Origin of the sequence: Streptosporangium sp. NPDC005286 (genome assembly GCF_040607515.1) — a bacterium.
Lineage (GTDB): Bacteria > Actinomycetota > Actinomycetes > Streptosporangiales > Streptosporangiaceae > Streptosporangium.
Window position 1 is genome coordinate 72,672 of record NZ_JBEXGU010000017.1, and the last position, 17,235, is coordinate 89,906.

Annotated in this window: 10 protein-coding genes and 1 pseudogene; 5 read left to right on the forward strand and 6 right to left on the reverse strand. The window is 69.3% G+C overall.

The features are described 5' to 3' along the window. The first annotated feature begins 29 nt into the window (after positions 1 to 29). A complete protein-coding gene (locus ABZU75_RS09520) occupies positions 30 to 1,838 on the forward strand; it encodes a hypothetical protein (protein WP_355551270.1) in 1,809 nt (602 codons plus the stop codon). Between the two features lie 349 nt (positions 1,839 to 2,187). On the opposite strand, the gene ABZU75_RS09525 is transcribed toward ABZU75_RS09520, so the two are convergent. The 5 genes from ABZU75_RS09525 to ABZU75_RS09545 all read right to left on the reverse strand — a co-directional run bounded on the left by ABZU75_RS09525 (position 2,188) and on the right by ABZU75_RS09545 (position 3,646). After that, entirely contained in the window at positions 2,188 to 2,364 is a 177-nt protein-coding gene (locus tag ABZU75_RS09525) for a hypothetical protein (RefSeq protein WP_355551272.1), read from the reverse strand. A gap of 159 nt (positions 2,365 to 2,523) precedes the next feature. Next, positions 2,524 to 2,889 (reverse strand): neutral zinc metallopeptidase, encoded by a 366-nt coding sequence (locus tag ABZU75_RS09530; RefSeq protein WP_355551274.1) that lies wholly within the window; start codon positions 2,887 to 2,889, stop codon positions 2,524 to 2,526. Between the two features lie 124 nt (positions 2,890 to 3,013). After that, positions 3,014 to 3,214 carry a hypothetical protein gene (locus ABZU75_RS09535; RefSeq protein ID WP_355551276.1) on the reverse strand — a complete coding sequence of 67 codons (201 nt, stop codon included), beginning with the start codon at positions 3,212 to 3,214 and terminating at the stop codon, positions 3,014 to 3,016. A 67-nt stretch (positions 3,215 to 3,281) separates the two neighbouring features. Beyond that, complete coding sequence (locus ABZU75_RS09540; RefSeq protein WP_355551278.1) at positions 3,282 to 3,470, reverse strand: tyrosine-type recombinase/integrase; 189 nt, start codon at positions 3,468 to 3,470, stop codon at positions 3,282 to 3,284. Then, the gene (locus tag ABZU75_RS09545) at positions 3,467 to 3,646 is read right to left on the reverse strand and encodes a hypothetical protein (protein ID WP_355551280.1); all 180 of its coding nucleotides are present in this window, start codon (positions 3,644 to 3,646) and stop codon (positions 3,467 to 3,469) included. The genes ABZU75_RS09540 and ABZU75_RS09545 overlap by 4 nt, the downstream gene beginning before the upstream one ends. Positions 3,647 to 3,701: 55 nt before the next feature. Here ABZU75_RS09545 and ABZU75_RS09550 point away from each other — a divergent pair, with 55 nt between their 5' ends. Together ABZU75_RS09550 and ABZU75_RS09555 are read left to right on the forward strand one after the other, a co-directional pair. After that, positions 3,702 to 3,827 (forward strand): hypothetical protein, encoded by a 126-nt coding sequence (locus ABZU75_RS09550; RefSeq protein ID WP_355551282.1) that lies wholly within the window; start codon positions 3,702 to 3,704, stop codon positions 3,825 to 3,827. Between the two features lie 188 nt (positions 3,828 to 4,015). Continuing rightward, positions 4,016 to 5,161 carry a serine hydrolase domain-containing protein gene (locus ABZU75_RS09555; RefSeq protein WP_355551284.1) on the forward strand — a complete coding sequence of 382 codons (1,146 nt, stop codon included), beginning with the start codon at positions 4,016 to 4,018 and terminating at the stop codon, positions 5,159 to 5,161. A gap of 208 nt (positions 5,162 to 5,369) precedes the next feature. Here the strand turns inward: ABZU75_RS09555 and ABZU75_RS09560 are convergent. Continuing rightward, positions 5,370 to 5,690, reverse strand: a pseudogene (locus ABZU75_RS09560) (crosslink repair DNA glycosylase YcaQ family protein); the annotation flags it as partial. A 749-nt stretch (positions 5,691 to 6,439) separates the two neighbouring features. Here ABZU75_RS09560 and ABZU75_RS09565 point away from each other — a divergent pair. Together ABZU75_RS09565 and ABZU75_RS09570 are read left to right on the forward strand one after the other, a co-directional pair. Then, positions 6,440 to 15,970, forward strand: a complete 9,531-nt coding sequence (locus tag ABZU75_RS09565; protein WP_355551286.1) for a type I polyketide synthase — start codon at positions 6,440 to 6,442, stop codon at positions 15,968 to 15,970. 1 nt (position 15,971) lies between these two features. Next, positions 15,972 to 17,235: beta-ketoacyl synthase N-terminal-like domain-containing protein (locus tag ABZU75_RS09570; RefSeq protein WP_355551288.1), on the forward strand; the 1,264-nt coding region annotated here is incomplete at its 3' end.

The window sequence follows — 17,235 nt, forward strand, 5'->3', positions numbered from 1 at the left end:
ATCCCGTCCAGGGAGTCAGAGGAATGACCATGCGAAGAGGAACCAATGCCCTGCGAGCGGCGAGCGTGCTGTGTGCGCTCCTGCTCCTCCCGATGGCGCCACCGGCGCAGGCCGCCGGAGGCACACTCGCCAACGCGCCGGCGCTGACCGTATCTGCGGGGAACCTCGCGGATACGGTCAAGGAGCCGGAGCCGGGGACAAAGAAAAAGGAGAAGGCGAAGAAAAAGGAGAAGTTCACGCCCTACACGCCGAACGAGCTCGACCGCGTCCAACTCCCCGACCTGTCGGGCACGCGGAAGGTCGAACCACCGAAGACGCGGCGGCTGGACCGGACTCCCGACGGCTTCCTCAAGCTCCCGCAGCAGCCCGCCGCCGCACCCACCACTGGCCCGGTAACCAACACGGTGGTGGGAAAACTCGAGGAGGCGACCCTGGAAGCGGGAGGACGGATCCGCGTCAAGGGATGGGCCGCGAACAGCGCCTACCCCGCCAAGACCGTCCAAGTGATCGGCGGCACATCAGGACAGGCGCAGGTCACAAGCTGGGCCAACACCCCGAGGCCGGGCACCCCCTACGGCGACGCGCACGGGTTCAACTTCGACGTCCAGATCCCACCGACCAGAGGGCTGCACCAGGTTTGCGTATCGGCGTTCTACACCACCACCAAGGTCACCGATCTCGGATGCATCGAGTTCGACTCCCGGGCGTTCGGCGCCGTCGAGTACCGGATTCCTCTCGCGGTCGTCGCATCGGGCGCGTACTCCGTGATCGGCGGCTGGATGATCGATCCTTATACCGCCTCCTACGCGACATTCAGTGGATTCCGGGACAAGCAAGAGTTTTTCCGCGGCTACAGCGCCGCCCTGCCGCGCCCCGACATCGCCCAGGCTTTCCCCACGTTCGGCCCCAATCATGGCTGGGAAGTGTGGATCAAGCATGACGGACTCGAAGGCACCCCCAGCGAGCTCTGTGTGAACGCCGACTCTGGAGGGGTGGGGAAACAGCTTGGCTGCATGACCCAGAACTCCCGGCACGATCCGTTCGGGGCGCTGGACGAAGTGCGCTGGCAGGGCGAGAACATCCTGGTCAAGGGCTGGGCGATCGACCCCGACACCCGCTCGCCGGTAGAGGTCTCGATCTTCGCGGACGGCAAGCTGGTCAAGACGGCCTCAGCCTTCCAGCTCCGTACCGACATCCGTGATGCCCATCCGGAGTATGGCGATTCCCATGGGTTCGAGACGACGATTCCCGCCGCCTTCGATGACCAGAAGATCACCGTCAAGCCGACGAACATCGGCCGTGCCGGTCCTCTCGGAGGCAAGGTGGAGTGGAAGATGAACTACGACGGCTCCTCTGGGCCGTGCCGCTGTATCGGGGAGAACTTCGAGTCGGGCTCGTACGACAAGACCGCCTACTCCACTTCGGGAGGCGTCGACCAGGCCATGCGGATCACCTCGGACAAGTCCCAGGTGGTGTCGGGAACCTTCTCGGCCTACGGTCAGGGCCTGCCCGGCTGGGAGTGGACGGAGTTCCTGTACTCGAACAGGACCAAGCTGAAGCTGAAGCGCTCGACGACCTACACGGTGACCTACCGGTACCGGATTCTCGGGCCTGCGAACTCCCAGGTCGAGAACTACTTCCTGGCGCGGACCCCCACCGGGGGATATAACCAGGACCGGTGGGGCGGGATGTGGACCGAGTCCACCGTCTCCGGGGTGAAAAGCAGGTCGTTGACGTTCACCACCGGTGCGTTCGACGACTATCACCTCATCTGGGGCGTCCACAACAGCGGTGCCATGACGGTCGACAACATTGTGATCAACGGTCCGGTGGGCTGACGATCCACGCCGTCTCAGCGGCATCGGACCACTGGCCGGCCGGACCGTAGCCGCTGGGCAGTGATCTCCACGGGTCACGCGCCCGCGGAGATCACTGCCATGTGCTTCGCGCCCGCTCAGCAAACGATGATCGAGTTCCACTCCACGGCCCCGTCCGATCGCTTGATCGGACGGGGTTTCATCGTTTCCGAGGTCCTGTGGTCGCTGGGCGGGCTGATTTCGGCTCGTGCGGTGGCCGTGGCGGAGGGCGCTGGTGGTGGTGGACCGCTGTGAGCGCGTGTGGGACCGGCCGGTGGGCGTGCGAAACCCAACGGTCGTCGTGGCGTTGTGCGGTTGGTGGCGGGGCGGATCACTCGCGAGGCGGTGGTCTGCTGTCGGCTTTGGGCGGGGCGAGGTCGTGCTCGTCAGGCGTTGTCGTGTCCTGAGGTGCGGGCTCCTCGGGGCGGTCGTGGACTTGCCGCCGGCTGAGCAGGATGTGCTGGTTGGCCAGGCAGACCATGAGCGTGGTCAGCAGCGTTTGGGCCACGAGGCCGTGCGCGAGCCGGTTCCTGGGGTCGCCGAGATCGATGTGGTGGCCCTTGATCCTGCCGTTGATGTCTTCGGTGTCGGCGAGGAACGCAGAAAGCCCGAGTCCACAGCGAGGACTCGGGCTTGTCTGTCAGTGACCTGCGGTGGAAGGAACCCGTCAGGCGACGCGGGACGCCGGTGCGGTCCAGGTGTTGCACGCGGCAGGGGAAGCGCCGGCGAAGCCTCGCTGCAGCCAGGCGGCCCGGTTCTTGCCCGTGCCGTGACTGCGTTCCTTGTTGACCTTCTCATCGCCGCTGCCCCGGTAGTGGTCCACGACCTCCTTCCAGTCCTCGCCCCGGTAGTTCTGCGACGACCAGACGCTGGCCATGAACACCGCTCCCAGGCAGTCGGCCTGCAGCTCCAGGCGGCGGCTCTGCGCCAGCGCCTGCGTCTTGGTGCGGGCCGGCATGTCTTTGTAGGCGGTCCACATGCCGGTGAGGTTCTGCACGTGGTGGGCGTACTCGTGTGCGATCAGGTGCAGCATCACCGGGTCGGCCGGTGCTTTTCCGCCCCAGGTCCCCCTAACTCGTGAACACCCCACCAGGTCAGAGGCCGTTTCCGATCAGTCGGGAACGGCCTTTTGCGTTGCTGAGTGACCAACTGGGTGACTACCTGCTGTGCTTGATCGCTGAGGTCAGTTCGGTGATCGCCATCACCACCGCCGTCAGAAGGAACGCCAGGCCGAAAGCCGCGACCATGATGACGAGCGACATCTCGGTGCCATCACCGCTCCCCGACGCAAGCGCCATCATGAAGCTGCCGCACAGCAGGACCAGCCAGCCGAGGAGCAGCGGAACCAGATAGAGCATGCGGTGACCGTTCACAGCGTCCCTTCGAAAATCTCGACGTTAATGGGCACAGATGATCCCGTACCGTTCACAGGTCTGGAAAGAGCTGATCCATAGCCTCAGCTCCTTCGAGAAGCACCTGGCGGAACTGCTTGCGGTAGACGGTCTCCGTCATCGAGGTGTTGCGGTGGCCGACCAGGCGGGAGATGTTTTCCAGGGGGATATCGGAGTCCGACAGCAGCGAGACGAAGCTGTGGCGCATCTCATGGGCGTTCACTCCTTCTCGTTCAGGTCGGCCTTCTTGAGTACGGACCGGAACGAGCGCCGGACGTTGTGCGCGTCTAGTTCCGTGCCGACCTTGGACGCGAACACGAGGTCGTTGTCCTGCCAGCTCTTCCCTGCTGCCTTGCGGGCCACGTCCTGGTGCTCACGGTGAAGCTTGAGAGCGTCCACGCAACGCCGCGGCATGGCCGGCGTGCGTCGGGACTTGCGGGTCCAGGATTGCTCCGTGCCACCCGGCGACTACGCGCCGACTGTCGACCCCGTCACGCTGCCGGTCACCTTCGCGGTGGTGTTCGTCGTCAACGGCCTGCTGGAGGAGGTCTTCTACATACGGCGCCCCGAAAAGTCCTGATTGGCGTAAGTCAAAAATGCATCCTAAGATCCGCTACCGGTATCCAGAGCCTTTTTGAACCGCCGATTCAAGGAGTCCATGTGACGCTGCTCAGCAGGCGAAGCTTTCTTCAGGCGAGTACCGCGATGGTACCCGCAGCCGTGTTCGGCGCGTCGCCTGTGCGGGCTAGCAGCGCCCCGGCGGTGGAGGTGTCCGGGGTCGCGCCCGCCGCGCTCGCCGGGTTCGACCGGGTCCTGAAGACCTACATCACTGAGCGCGACATCTCCTGTGCTCAGCTTGCCATCGTCAAGAACGGCAAGCTCGTCCTGGCGCGTGGTTACCGGTACTCCAGCGACGGCCGGGCCGTCCCCGTGGTGTCGCCCACCTCGCTTTTCCGGATCGCGAGCCTGAGCAAGCACATCACCGCCACCGCCATCATGCGCCTGGTCCAGGACGGCAAGCTAACCCTGGGCGCCTCGGTGGCCGGCCTGCTCGGCCTGTCCACCGCGGCGGATCCCCGGCTGGCCAGTGTGACGGTACTACGGCTGCTGCAGCACACCGGCGGCTGGGACAGCGCCATCTCGAAGGACTATCTGTATCTGGACCACGTGATCGCCGGCGCACTCGGCGTACCGCTGCCGATCACCCAGGACCACATCATCGCGTATGCGAGCAGCCGCCCGCTCGACTTCGCCCCCGGCAGCCGCTACGCGTACAGCAACTACGGCTACATGCTGCTCGGCCGGATCGTCGAGAAGGTCTCCGGTCAGAGCTACGAGTCCTACGTCAAGCAGAAGCTGCTGGCGCCCGTCGGCATCACCCGGTTGAAGCTCGGTCGTACGCTCCGCGCCGAGGCCGCGCCCGGCGAGGTGTTCTATGAGTCGCGTTTCACCAGTAAGACCGTCACGGATCCTACGGGCGCCGTGGTACCCACCCCGTACGGCGGCTTCAGCATGACCAACCGTGGCCCCGGCGGCGGCTGGCTGGCCTCCGCGGTGGACCTGGTCAGGTTCGCCGGGATCTTCAACGCGGCCGGTCCGGTGCTCAACGCGACCTCCATCGGCAAGATGTTCGCCAAGCCGGAGATCGGCGTCACCTCGAGCGGTTCCTGGTACGGCGCGGGCTGGTGGGTGCGCCAGGTGACCGGGCACCTCAACACCTGGCACGACGGCTCGCTGCCCGGCAGCTACACCTATCTGGCCCGGCTGCAGAACGGCTTCACCTACGCCGCGCTGTTCAACCGCCGGGAGGAGAGCGGCAGCCTCGACTTCGACGTGCTGAGCCCGCAGATCAACGCCGAGATCGGCAAGGTCACCACCTGGCCCACCACCGACCTCAGCTCTCGTTACTTCTGAGCGGCTCTCCCGCACCCGCCGGGCCGGTCACGGTTACGACGGGGGCGGGTCCGGCGGTCGGACACGGATCGAGGTGGCGCTGTCATCGGCGAAAGCGCTCCTCACGCTCTCGGGGGAGGCGCTTTACGGCACCTTCGAGCGAGTCGGGCTGGGGCCGGGTTCTTTCGTGAAAGGCCGAGTCGGCCATGCTCGCGGGCGTCGTCTGAGATCAGTGGGCGCCGTCGACGGAGTGGAAGCGGATGTCGTGGCTGCCGGCGTCTGCGGCCGCGAAGCGCAGCAGGCGGATGCCCTCCTCGGTCGCGGCGGCCTCGTCGCGTCTTCCCAGAGGTTCGAAAAGCTTGACGACCAACGTCGCCGTACCCTCCTTGTCGCGTTTGATGGCCCAGAGTCCGCGCACGAAGCCGTCCACGGTCATCGCCGCCTCGGCGATGGTGTGCTTGCGCTGCTCGTCGGTTATCAGGCGGGTCCGATCGGCGTGGGCGAGCACCACGTTGTCGAGTGCGGCCAGGAAGCGGACCGGCGCGGGAACGTCCGGACCGGATCTGTTCGTAGATCACGCCGCGGCTCATGCTGACACCGTCCTCCGCGACGGTGCCCCGCACATGTCAATGAGCGACGTGGAAGCGCGGGGAGTACATCGGGGGCACGCGACTCGTATGGCGTCGCCGAGCACGGATGCCGTGCGGACCTGATGGCGTGCGGCGGACACTACGCAGTGGCTGGTCGCCGGGCGGGACGGTACGGCCTCAACACCACTGAGCTGGGCGACCACAGTGATCCCCAAGAGTTTCACAAGTGGCCTCTGTGATTTTGAGCGAGCACATTCCAATCGGGGAAAGGGCTCCTCCGAGATGACCGACTTCGACATGACCGCTCGCCGGCTCGACGACGGCGAGCCCGCCGCCGTCACCGGTGGCATGGCCCCGAACGTCGACCGGCTCAACTTCGACTGACGCGACGCCGTCGTCTCGTCCCTGCCGTAGTCGGTCGGTATCTGTGGGGTGCCTGCGCGGGCGTCCCCCACACCCCGGAAAACCGGCCGGCCTTCCCCACGACCGCTTCCACCGGCTGTCGTCGATCTGCCCCTTCCTGCCGACACGGCGGGACGGACGCCGAGCGACTTCTGTACTCCTGTGGCGGCGTTTCACATCTCCAGCAAAGGCACCACTGTTTTCGGCCCTTGGCGTGTACCCCCTGGATGACGTCCCCTACGACAGCTGAGCATGCGACGCGTCTCGGATTCATACGTCTGCTTACCCTGCGGAAGGACCATTTCCTGTGCGCGCCGACGAGACGGTACGTAATCCAACGAGCAATTCCGATGAGCGGATCGCGATCGTCGGAGTGTCCTGCCGGCTTCCCAAGGCGCCGAATCCGGAGGCGTTCTGGCGGTTGCTCCGGGATGGTGTGGACGCACTGACGCCCGTGCCCGAGGGCCGGTGGGACATTGAGCCGGGAGATGACGCCTCTCCGGATCACGCGGGTGTCCGGCACGGTGGATTCCTCGACGGGGTCGCCGAGTTCGACGCGGGCTTTTTCGGGATTTCGCCCCGTGAGGCCGTCGTCATGGATCCCCAGCAGCGGTTGATGCTGGAGCTGGCCTGGGAGGCGCTCGAAGACGGGGGCATCCTCCCCGCATCCCTGGCCGGTAGCCGGACGGCGGTTTTCGTCGGGGCGACAGGGGATGAGTACGCCCGGTTGCTGGATCGGCAGGGAACCGCCGCCATCTCTCAGCACACCCTGACGGGGCTGAACCGGGGCCTCATCGCCAATCGCGTGTCGTACGCCCTGGGGTTGCGGGGGCCCAGCCTGACGGTGGACGCCGCGCAGGCTTCGTCCCTGGTCGCCGTCCATCTGGCGGTCGAGAGCCTGCGGAGCGGGGAGTCGGCTCTCGCGCTGGTGGGCGGGGTGAACCTCGACATCCTGCCGGAGGGGACCCTGGCTGCGGCAAGGTTCGGTGGTCTGTCCGCGGATGGCCGTTGTTTCACCTTCGATGCCCGCGCGAACGGGTTCGTACGCGGCGAGGGCGGGGTCGTCGTCGTGCTCAAGCCGCTGGCTCGCGCGTTGGCGGACGAGGACCGGATCTACTGCGTGATCCGGGGCAGCGCGGTGAACAACGACGGTGCCACCGATGGGCTGACCGTGCCCGACACCGATGCCCAGGCGGACGTGGTGCGGCGCGCGTGCGCGCGGGCCGGTGTCTCGCCCGTACAGGTGCAGTACGTGGAGTTGCACGGCACCGGGACCAGGCGCGGCGATCCGATCGAGGCCGCCGCCCTCGGTTCGGCGGTAGGCGCCTTTCGCCCGGTGGACAGCCCGCTCGTCGTCGGGTCCGTCAAGACGAATGTCGGTCATCTGGAGGCGGCCGCCGGAATCGTGGGCCTGCTCAAAGTCGCCCTGAGCATCGAGGCGCGGACGTTGCCGGCGAGTTTGAACTTCAAATCGCCTTCTCCGGCCATCCCGCTCGACGAACTGAATCTGCGCGTGCGGACGGCTTCGGGTCCCTGGCCTCATCCGGATCGGCCCCTGATCGCCGGCGTCAGCTCGTTCGGGATGGGAGGTACCAACGCTCATGTGATCATGGAGGAGGCGCCGCCGGTCGCTGAGCCCTCGTCGGCCGGCCTCGTGGAGGACCCTGGCGGGCCGGGGGTGGTGCCCTGGGTGGTCTCGGGCCGGTCGGAGGCGGCGTTGGCCGCGCAGGCCGCCCGGTTGGCGGAGTGCGTCGAGGCCGATCCCGGGCTGCGTCCCGTGGATCTGGGCTACAGCCTCGCGACCACGCGTACCGCCTTCGAGCATCGGGCGGTGGTGTTGGGGAGCGAGCGCGGCGACCTTCTCCGGGGCCTGACCGCGCTGGCCGGGGACGCCGCGACGCCCAACCTCGTGCGGGGCACGCCCGTGCCCGGCAAGACCGTGTTCGTCTTCCCCGGCCAGGGGTCCCAGTGGGCCGGCATGGCCGTCGAACTCTCCGAAGCCTCCGCCGCGTTCGCCGGGGCGCTCGACGAGTGCGCCGAGGCCCTGGCTCCACATGTTCGCTGGAACCTCGGTGAGGTACTCCGTGATCCCGCCGCCCTCCAGTCCGTCGAGGTCGTGCAGCCCGCTCTGTTCGCGGTGATGGTCTCCCTCGCCCGGCACTGGGAGGCGCACGGGGTGCACCCCGAGGCCGTGGTCGGGCATTCCCAGGGTGAGATCGCCGCGGCCTGCGTCGCCGGTGCGGTGAGCCTGGCGGACGCCGCCCGGATCGTGGCCCTGCGCAGCCGGGCCCTCACCCGCCTCGCCGGTACGGGTGGGATGGCCTTCCTGGGGCTCCCCGCCGACGAGGTCCGCGGCGAGTTGGCCGTTCGGCGCGGGCGTCTGGCCGTCGCCGCCGTCAACGGCCCCGCCGCGACCGTCGTGTCCGGAGACGCCGACGCCGTCGCCGAGATAGTGGCGGACCTGCAAGCCAGGGGAGTCCACGCGCGGGTCATCGCGGTCGACTACGCCTCCCACTGCGCACATGTGGAGGTGCTACGGGAGCCGATCCTCGACGGGCTCGGTTCGATCAAGCCGTCTTTTGGCCGGGTCCCTTTCCATTCGACCGTCACCGGCGAGATCATGGATACCGCCGGGCTCGACGCCGACTACTGGTATCGGAACCTTCGCCGGCCGGTCGACTTCGAACACGCGGTCCGCGGTCTGCTGGCCGCGGGATACCACCGCTTCATCGAGATCAGCCCGCACCCCGTACTGACCACCGCGATCATGGACACGGCCGCTGACGCGGATTCCCCTGTCGCCGTCATCGACTCACTGCGTCGTGACGACGGCGGCTCCGCTCGCTTCCGAACCTCACTCGCCCACGCTCACGTCAGCGGCGCACCGGTCGACTGGACCACCACACTCACCGCCGGCCGGCGGGTCTGCCTGCCGACCTATGCCTTTCAGCGTCGGTCGTACTGGCCCGGCGCGGCGGCGGGGGACGGGGCCGGCGAGCTCCGGCCGGTCGATCGGACGCCGGACGTCCCCGGTACGGAGACCTCGCCGCTCTCCGGCCGGCTGACCGCGGCGAACGCGGAGGAGCGGCCGCGGGTCCTGCTGGAGTTCGTGCGGGCACACACCGCGGCGGTCATGGGCCATGCCGGTCCGGACGCCGTCGAGCCCGGGCAGATGTTCAAGGACCTGGGGTTCGACTCGCTCATGGCGGTCGAACTCGGCAACCGGCTGACCGACGCGGCCGGGCTGCGACGCGATGCCACGCTCGTCTACGCCCATCCCACCCCCGAAGCGCTCGCCCGCCACCTCGGCGAGGCGGTGCGGGGCGGCGGCCGCACGGGAGCAGCGCGAGACGAGGACGCGGAGGTCAGAGCCGGCGAACCGATCGCGATCATCGGAATGGCCTGCCGTTATCCGGGCGGTGTCGGTTCACCGGAGGATCTGTGGCGGCTGGTGGCGGACGAGGTCGACGCGACGGGGCCGTTCCCGCCCGATCGAGGGTGGGATCTGAGCCGGCTGTACGACCCGCGGCCGGGAGTGCCGGGCCGGACCTATGTCCGGCGTGGCGGTTTCCTCGACGCCGCCGCCTTCGACGCCGACTTCTTCGGGATCGGCCCCCGCGAGGCCGCCGCGATGGATCCCCAGCAGCGGCTGCTGCTGGAGGTCGCCTGGGAGGCGTTCGAACGGCCCGGCATCGATCCGGCCACGCTGCGTGGCGCACCTGTCGGGGTGTTCGTCGGCGCCGGAGCCCAGGAGTACGGCCCGCGCCTGTACGAACCGGCGGAGGGCCACAACGGTTACCTGCTGACCGGGAACTCGCCCAGCGTCGCGTCCGGGCGGATCGCGCACACGTTCGCCTTCGAAGGCCCGAGCATCACGGTCGACACAGCCTGCTCCTCCTCCCTGGTCGCCATGCACCTCGCCTCCCAGGCCCTGCGTCAGGGCGAATGCTCGATGGCACTGGCCGGTGGTGCCGCCGTCTTGTCCAGCCCCGGATTGTTCGTCGAGTTCAGCATGCAGCGGGGGCTGTCCCACGACGGCCGGTGCAAGCCCTTCGCCGCCCAGGCCGATGGCACCGCCTGGGGGGAGGGCGTCGCTCTCGTACTCATGGAGCGCCTGTCCGATGCCCGGCGTCTGGGTCACCAGGTGCTCGCGGTGATCCGGGGATCGGCGGTGAACCAGGACGGCGCGAGCAACGGTCTGACCGCGCCGAACGGGCTGTCGCAGCAGCGTGTGATCAGGCAGGCGCTGACGGCCGCCGGGCTCGGCGAAGGCGACGTGGACGCGGTGGAGGCCCACGGCACCGGTACCACCGTGGGCGACCCGATCGAGGCCCAGGCCATCATCGCCACCTATGGCCAGAACCGGCCGGTCGATCAGCCGCTGTGGCTGGGGTCGATGAAGTCCAACATCGGCCATACCCAGGCCGCGGCCGGGGTCGGCGGTGTGATCAAGATGGTCATGGCGATGAAGCGTCGCATCCTGCCCAAGACCCTGCACGTCGACGAGCCCAGCCCGCACGTCGACTGGGCGGGTGGGGCCGTGTCGCTGCTCACCGAACCGCGGCCGTGGCTCCCGTACGGGCGGCCGCGGCGGGCGGCGGTGTCGTCCTTCGGGATCAGCGGCACGAACGCGCACCTCATCTTGGAGGAGCCGCCGTCGGTCGCCGAACCCACGGCGGCTGACTCCACGGACGTGGGCACAGCGGAGCATCGTGCGCTGCCTTGGCTCCTGTCGGGCAAGTCCGAGGGGGCGCTGCGTGCGCAGGCCGCTCGACTGGCGGAGTTCGTCCGGGCCGATCCGGAACTGCGGCCGGTCGACGTGGCCTACAGCCTGGCCACCGCCCGCGCCGTGTTCGAGCATCGCGCGGCGGTGATGGGAGGCGAACACGCGGACTTCCTCCCCGGCCTGACCGCGCTGGCCGAGGGAGTCGCGGCCCCCAACGTCTGCCAGGGCGTGCCCGCGCACGGCAGGACGGTGTTCGTCTTTCCCGGGCAGGGCTCTCAGTGGGCGGGCATGGCCGTCGAACTGGCCGAACACTCACCGGTCTTCGCCGAGGCGCTCGCCGAGTGCGCGGACGCCCTGGCTCCGTACGTTCCGTGGGACCTGCATGAGGTGCTTCACGATGCAGGCGCTCTGGCCCGTGTGGACGTCGTGCAGCCCGCCCTGTTCGCCGTCATGGTGTCCTTGGCCCGGAACTGGGAGGCCCATGGCGTTCGCCCGGACGCGGTCGTCGGTCATTCCCAGGGAGAGATCGCCGCGGCGTGTGTCGCGGGAGCCCTGTCCTTGGCGGACGCCGCGCGTGTCGTCGCCCTGCGCAGCCGGGCACTGACCGCGCTCGCCGGTACCGGTGGCATGGCGTTCCTGGGCGTGCCGGCTGATCGTGTCCGCGAGGAACTGGCCGGTTGGCGAGGGCATCTGTCGGTGGCCACGGTCAACGGTCCGGCCGCCACCGTAGTGTCGGGGGACGCGGACGCGGTCGAGGAGATCATGGCCGTCTACCGGGCCAGAGGGGCGCAGGCCCGGAGGGTCGCGGTGGACTACGCCTCTCACTGCCCGCACGTGGAGGCTCTTCGTGAGCCGATCCTCGAAGCGCTCGCCGCGATAGCGCCACGGGCGGGGCGGATCCCGTTCTACTCCACCGTCACAGGCGAGGTGCTGGACACCGCGGGACTGGACGCGGGCTACTGGTATCGCAACCTGCGCCATGGTGTGGAGTTCGAGCGTACGATCCGTACCCTGATCCAGGATGGACACGACCGTTTCGTCGAGGTCAGCCCGCATCCGGTGCTGACCGGTGCGATCGAGGACACGGCGGTCGACGCGGGAGCCACCGTCGCGGTCATCGAGTCGCTGCGCCGCCAGGAGGGCGGGCCGGCGCGGTTCAGCGCCTCGCTTGCCGACGCCTGGGTCAGCGGCGCGCCGGTCGACCCGATGCCGCTCCTCGGAGCCGGACGCCGCCGCGATCTGCCGACGTACGCGTTCCAGCGCCGGTCCTACTGGCTGACTCCCGCCCTCGGTGCGGGCGACGTGACGCGGGCAGGGGTGGATGCGGCGGACCATCCGTTGCTGGGCGTGGCGGTGGAGGTGGCCGACGGCGCCGGTGTCATCCTCACGGGTTCGTTGTCGCGAAGCGCGCACCCGTGGCTGGCCGATCACGCGGTGCTGGGCCGGGTGCTGCTGCCGGGCGCCGCGTTCGCGGAACTGGCGCTGCACGCGGCGGACCGTCTGGACTGTGGGGGGATCGAGGAGCTGACACTGGAGGCGCCGCTGGCGGTGCCGGATGAGGGCGGGCAGGTGTCCGTCCAACTTCTCATCGCCGGACCCGGCGATGAGGGGCGGCGCTCGTTCACGATCCATTCTCGCCGGGGCGGGGCCTCGGCGGACGGGGACCGGTGGACGCGGAACGCCTCCGGAGTGCTGGCACCCCTGATCGTCGGCAAGGAGGAGCACCTGGCGGTGTGGCCGCCCGCAGGTGCGACGGCGATGGCGCTCGACGGAGCGTACGAGCGGCTGGCCGAGCGGGGATACGGTTATGGGCCGGCTTTTCAGGGGGTGCACGCGGTCTGGCGGCGGGGCGAGGAGATCTTCGCCGAGGTGCGGCTGCCCGAGCCGGTGGTCAGCGACGGCTACGGAATTCACCCGGCGCTGCTGGACGCGGCCCTGCAGACGATCCTCGTAGCCGGCGTGGGTGCCGACGCCGTACGATTGCCGTTCTCCTGGAGCGGGGTGCGCCTGTTCGCCACAGGGGCGCGGACGTTGCGCGTCCGGGTGTCCCCTACATCCGCTGACGCCGTCAGCCTGGTCTGCGCCGACTCGGGCGGGGCGCCGGTCGCGCTGGTGGAGGAGCTCACGCTCCGGCCCGTGAGCGCGGAGCAGCTGGGCCTCCTCGACCGTCCCGTTGCCGGTGAGGGGCGTGACGAGGGGATGCACCTGCTCGCCTGGACGCCGATCGACGCGGTCGAGACGCCGATGAACACCGCCTCGGACACCACCTCGACCTGGGGGGTCGTACGGCTCGGCGCCGACGGGCAGGACCGCCCGGGGGCGGAGCCGCTTGCCGGCCTTCCGTCCGGTCGACGGTTCGCCGGTCTGGATCAGCTGCGCGCGTGGCTCGACGATCACCCGGTCCCCACCGGACCAGGCGTGGTGGTCGCCGTGGTGGACGCGGACAAGAACTGGGAGAGCGCCTCCGCGGCCGCCGGCCGTGTCGAAAACGTGCTGAGCCTGGTGCGGGGCTGGCTCGCTGACGAGCGGTTCGACGGGTCGCAGCTGGTGGTGGTGACACGCGGTGCGGTCGCGGCGCTTGACGGCGAGGGTGTCAGCGACGTGGCGGCCGCGGTGTGGGGGCTGGTCCGTACCGCGCAGACCGAGAATCCGCAGCGGCTGGCGCTGATCGACGTGGACGGACGTCAGGCGTCGGACGCCGCGCTGCCGGGTGCGATCGGGACCGCGTCGACGGGAGGCGAGTCCCAGCTCGCGGTTCGTGAGGGGCGGCTGCTGGCGGCACGGGTGGTCCCGTATCCGGCTCAGAGGGGTGCGCTGGTGCCGCCGGGGCGGAGCGGCTGGCGGCTGGAGGTGACCGAGCAGGGCGGTCTGGACGCCCTGGCGTTGGTCGGCCGCCCGGAGTTGGTCGGTGGGCTGGAGCCCGGGCAGGTCCGTGTCGCGCTGCGGGCGGCCGGGCTGAACTTCCGGGATGTGCTCATCGCACTGGACATGCTGGCCGACCGCAGGGTGCTCCGGGAGGGTGCCGGAGTCGTCGTCGAGGTCGGCGCGGAGGTCACGGGAGTGCGGCCGGGCGACCGGGTGATGGGGTTGTTCCCGAACGGCGCCGGGCCGGTGACGGTGACGGATCAGCGCCTGGTCGCCCGGATACCGGGAGGCTGGTCGTTCGCACAGGCGGCCGGGGTGCCGGTGGTGTTCCTGACCGCGTTCCACGGGCTTGTGGACCTGGCCGGACTGAGGCCGGGGGAATCGCTCCTGGTTCACGCGGGAGCCGGCGGTGTGGGCATGGCGGCGATCCAGCTGGCCCGGCATCTGGGTGCGGAGGTCTACGCGACCGCGAGCGACGGCAAGTGGGACATCCTGCGCGGCCTCGGGGTGGACGACGGGCGGATCGCCTCCACCCGGGACCTGGCCTTCACCCAGCGTTTCCGGCGAGCCACCGGGGGGCGCGGTGTGGATGTGGTGCTGAACTCACTGGCGCGGGAGTTCGTCGACGCCTCCCTCGATCTGCTGCCCCGTGGGGGCCGTTTCATCGAGATGGGCAAGACCGACCTACGCGACCCCGATGAGATCGCCAGGGCCCATCCCGGCGTCGCCTACCAGGCGTTCGACCTGTTGCGGCTGGAACCCGATCGTGTTCAGCGGATGCTCGTGGAGCTGGTCGGGCTGTTCGAACGGGGAGTGCTCCAGCCGTTGCCGGTGACCTGCTGGGATATCCGGCAGGCTCCGCAGGCCTTCCGGTTCATGAGTCAGGCCCGTCATGTCGGGAAGATCGTGCTTACGGTGCCCGCGCCGTTCGACCCGGAGGGTACGGTTCTGATCACCGGTGGAACCGGGACGCTGGGCTCGTTCGTGGCCCGGCACCTCGTCCGCCGGCACGGCGCCCGCAGGCTCCTGCTGACCAGCCAGCGCGGACCGGACGCCGAAGGGGCCTCGGAACTGGCGGCGGAACTCGGCGCACTCGGCGCGCGGGTGGAGATCGTCGCATCCGACATCGGCGACCGCGACGCTCTGGCCGGCCTGCTCGCCGGACGCGAGCTGACCATGGTGGTCCACGCCGCGGGCGTGTTGCGCGACGGTGTCATCGGCTCCCTGACATCGGAGCGGTTCTGGGAGGTGTGGCGCCCGAAGGCCCAGGCGGCCTGGACCCTGCACGAGCTCACCCGCGATCAGGACCTGACCGCGTTCGTCATGTTCTCCTCCGCCCTCGGTACGCTGGGCGGCCCCGGGCAGGCCAACTACGCCGCCGCCAACGCCTACCTCGACGCCCTGGCCCATCACCGCCATACCCGTGGCCTGCCCGGCCTCTCCCTCGCCTGGGGACTGTGGGAACAGGGCAGTGGTATGACAGGGGGCCTCACCAGCACCGACCTGCGGCGGATGACCCGCTCGGGCCTCAAACCCCTCACCGCCGAGTCCGGGCTCGCCCTGTTCGACAGGGCGTTGTCGACCGGCGATCCGTTCCTGCTGCTCACGGAGTTCGACGGGGCGGCGCTGGTCGCCGCGGCCCGTGAGGGGACCGTGCCGCCGCTGCTGCGGGGGCTGGTCCGCACACCGGCCCGGCGCACCGCCGGTGCCGCCGCTCCATCAGGCACCGTCTCGCTCGCCGAACAGCTCGCCGGGCTGACCGAAGTCGCCCAGCACGGCCTGTTGCTCGACATGGTCCGCGGTCACGTGGCCGCCACCCTCGGGCACGCCGACTCCGCCGGCGTCGACGTCCGCCGCGCGTTCAAGGAGGTCGGCTTCGACTCCCTGTCCGCGGTCGAACTTCGCAACCGCCTCAACACGGCCACCGGCCTGCGCCTCCCCTCCAGCCTCATCTTCGACCACCCGACTCCGGAGGCGGTCGCGCTCCACCTGCACGCCACGGTCGCCGGGCCCACCGCTGAGGCCGACCCGGAGGAGAGCGCCGTACGCGCCACGCTCGCCGCCATTCCGCTGTGGAAGCTACGCGAAACCGGACTGATGGAGCAGTTGCTGGCCCTCGCCAACGGTTCACCGGCACACGACACCGTGCGAATTCCGAGTACCGACGACATCGACGCCATGGACCCCCGTGACCTTCTAGAACTGGCCCACGACTATTCCTCGTGGCCGGGTGAATCGGAGAGTTGAGATGAAGGCATCCGACGAAGAGCTCGTCGAGGCGCTGCGCCGCTCTCTGAAAGAGATCCAGCGGCTGAAGCAGGCCAATCAGCGTTCGGCCGACCGGGCACGCGAACCGATCGCCATCGTGGGCATCGGTTGCCGTTATCCGGGCGGGGTGCGCTCGGCGCGGGATCTGGGGCGGTTGGTCGCGGACGGGGTGGACGCACTCGGGGCGTTTCCCGTCAACCGAGAGTGGGACCTTGACGCCTTGTTCCATCCGGATCCTGATCACGCCGGAACCACGTACGCGCGAGAGGGAGGGTTCCTGCACGACGCGGATGGGTTCGACGCGGAGTTCTTCGGCATCTCGCCCCGTGAGGCGCTGGGGATGGATCCGCAGCAGCGGTTGCTGCTGGAGGTCGCCTGGGAGACGCTCGAACACGCGGGCATCGACCCGGCCGGCTTGCGCGGCACCGCGACAGGGGTGTTCGTCGGAGCTCTGACCTCCGAGTACGGCCCCCGCTTGCACGAGCCGACCGCGGGCTACGACGGCTACCTGCTGACCGGGAGCACCCTCAGCGTGGCGTCCGGCCGCATCGCGTACACACTGGGCTTGGAGGGGCCGGCGATCACGGTGGACACCGCGTGTTCCTCCTCGCTGGTGGCGATCCATCTGGCCGTTCAGGCGTTGCGCCGGGGTGAATGCGAGCTGGCGCTGGCCGGCGGTGTCACGGTCATGGCGACCCCGGGGATGTACGTGGAGTTCGCGCGACAGCGGGGGCTGGCGCCCGATGGGCGGTGTAAGTCGTTCGCCGCGGCGGCCGATGGGACCGGCTGGGGCGAGGGCGCCGGGATGCTGCTGCTGGAGAGGTTGTCCGATGCCCGTCGTCTGGGTCACCCGGTGCTGGCGGTGATTCGGGGGACGGCGGTGAACCAGGACGGGGCTTCCAACGGCCTGACGGCTCCCAGCGGTCCTTCGCAGCAGCGTGTCATTCGTGCTGCTCTGGCGGAGGCGGGGTTGGCCGCCGCGGAGGTGGACGCGGTGGAGGCGCACGGGACCGGGACCACGTTGGGCGATCCGATCGAGGCGCAGGCGATCCTCGCCACCTATGGGCAGGACCGGCCGGCCGATCGGCCGTTGTGGCTGGGGTCGCTGAAATCCAACATCGGCCACACCATGGCCGCCGCCGGCGTGGGCGGTGTGATCAAGATGGTGGTGGCGATGGAGCGGGGGGTGTTGCCGAGGACGTTGCATGTGGATGAGCCGAGTCCGCATGTGGATTGGTCTGCGG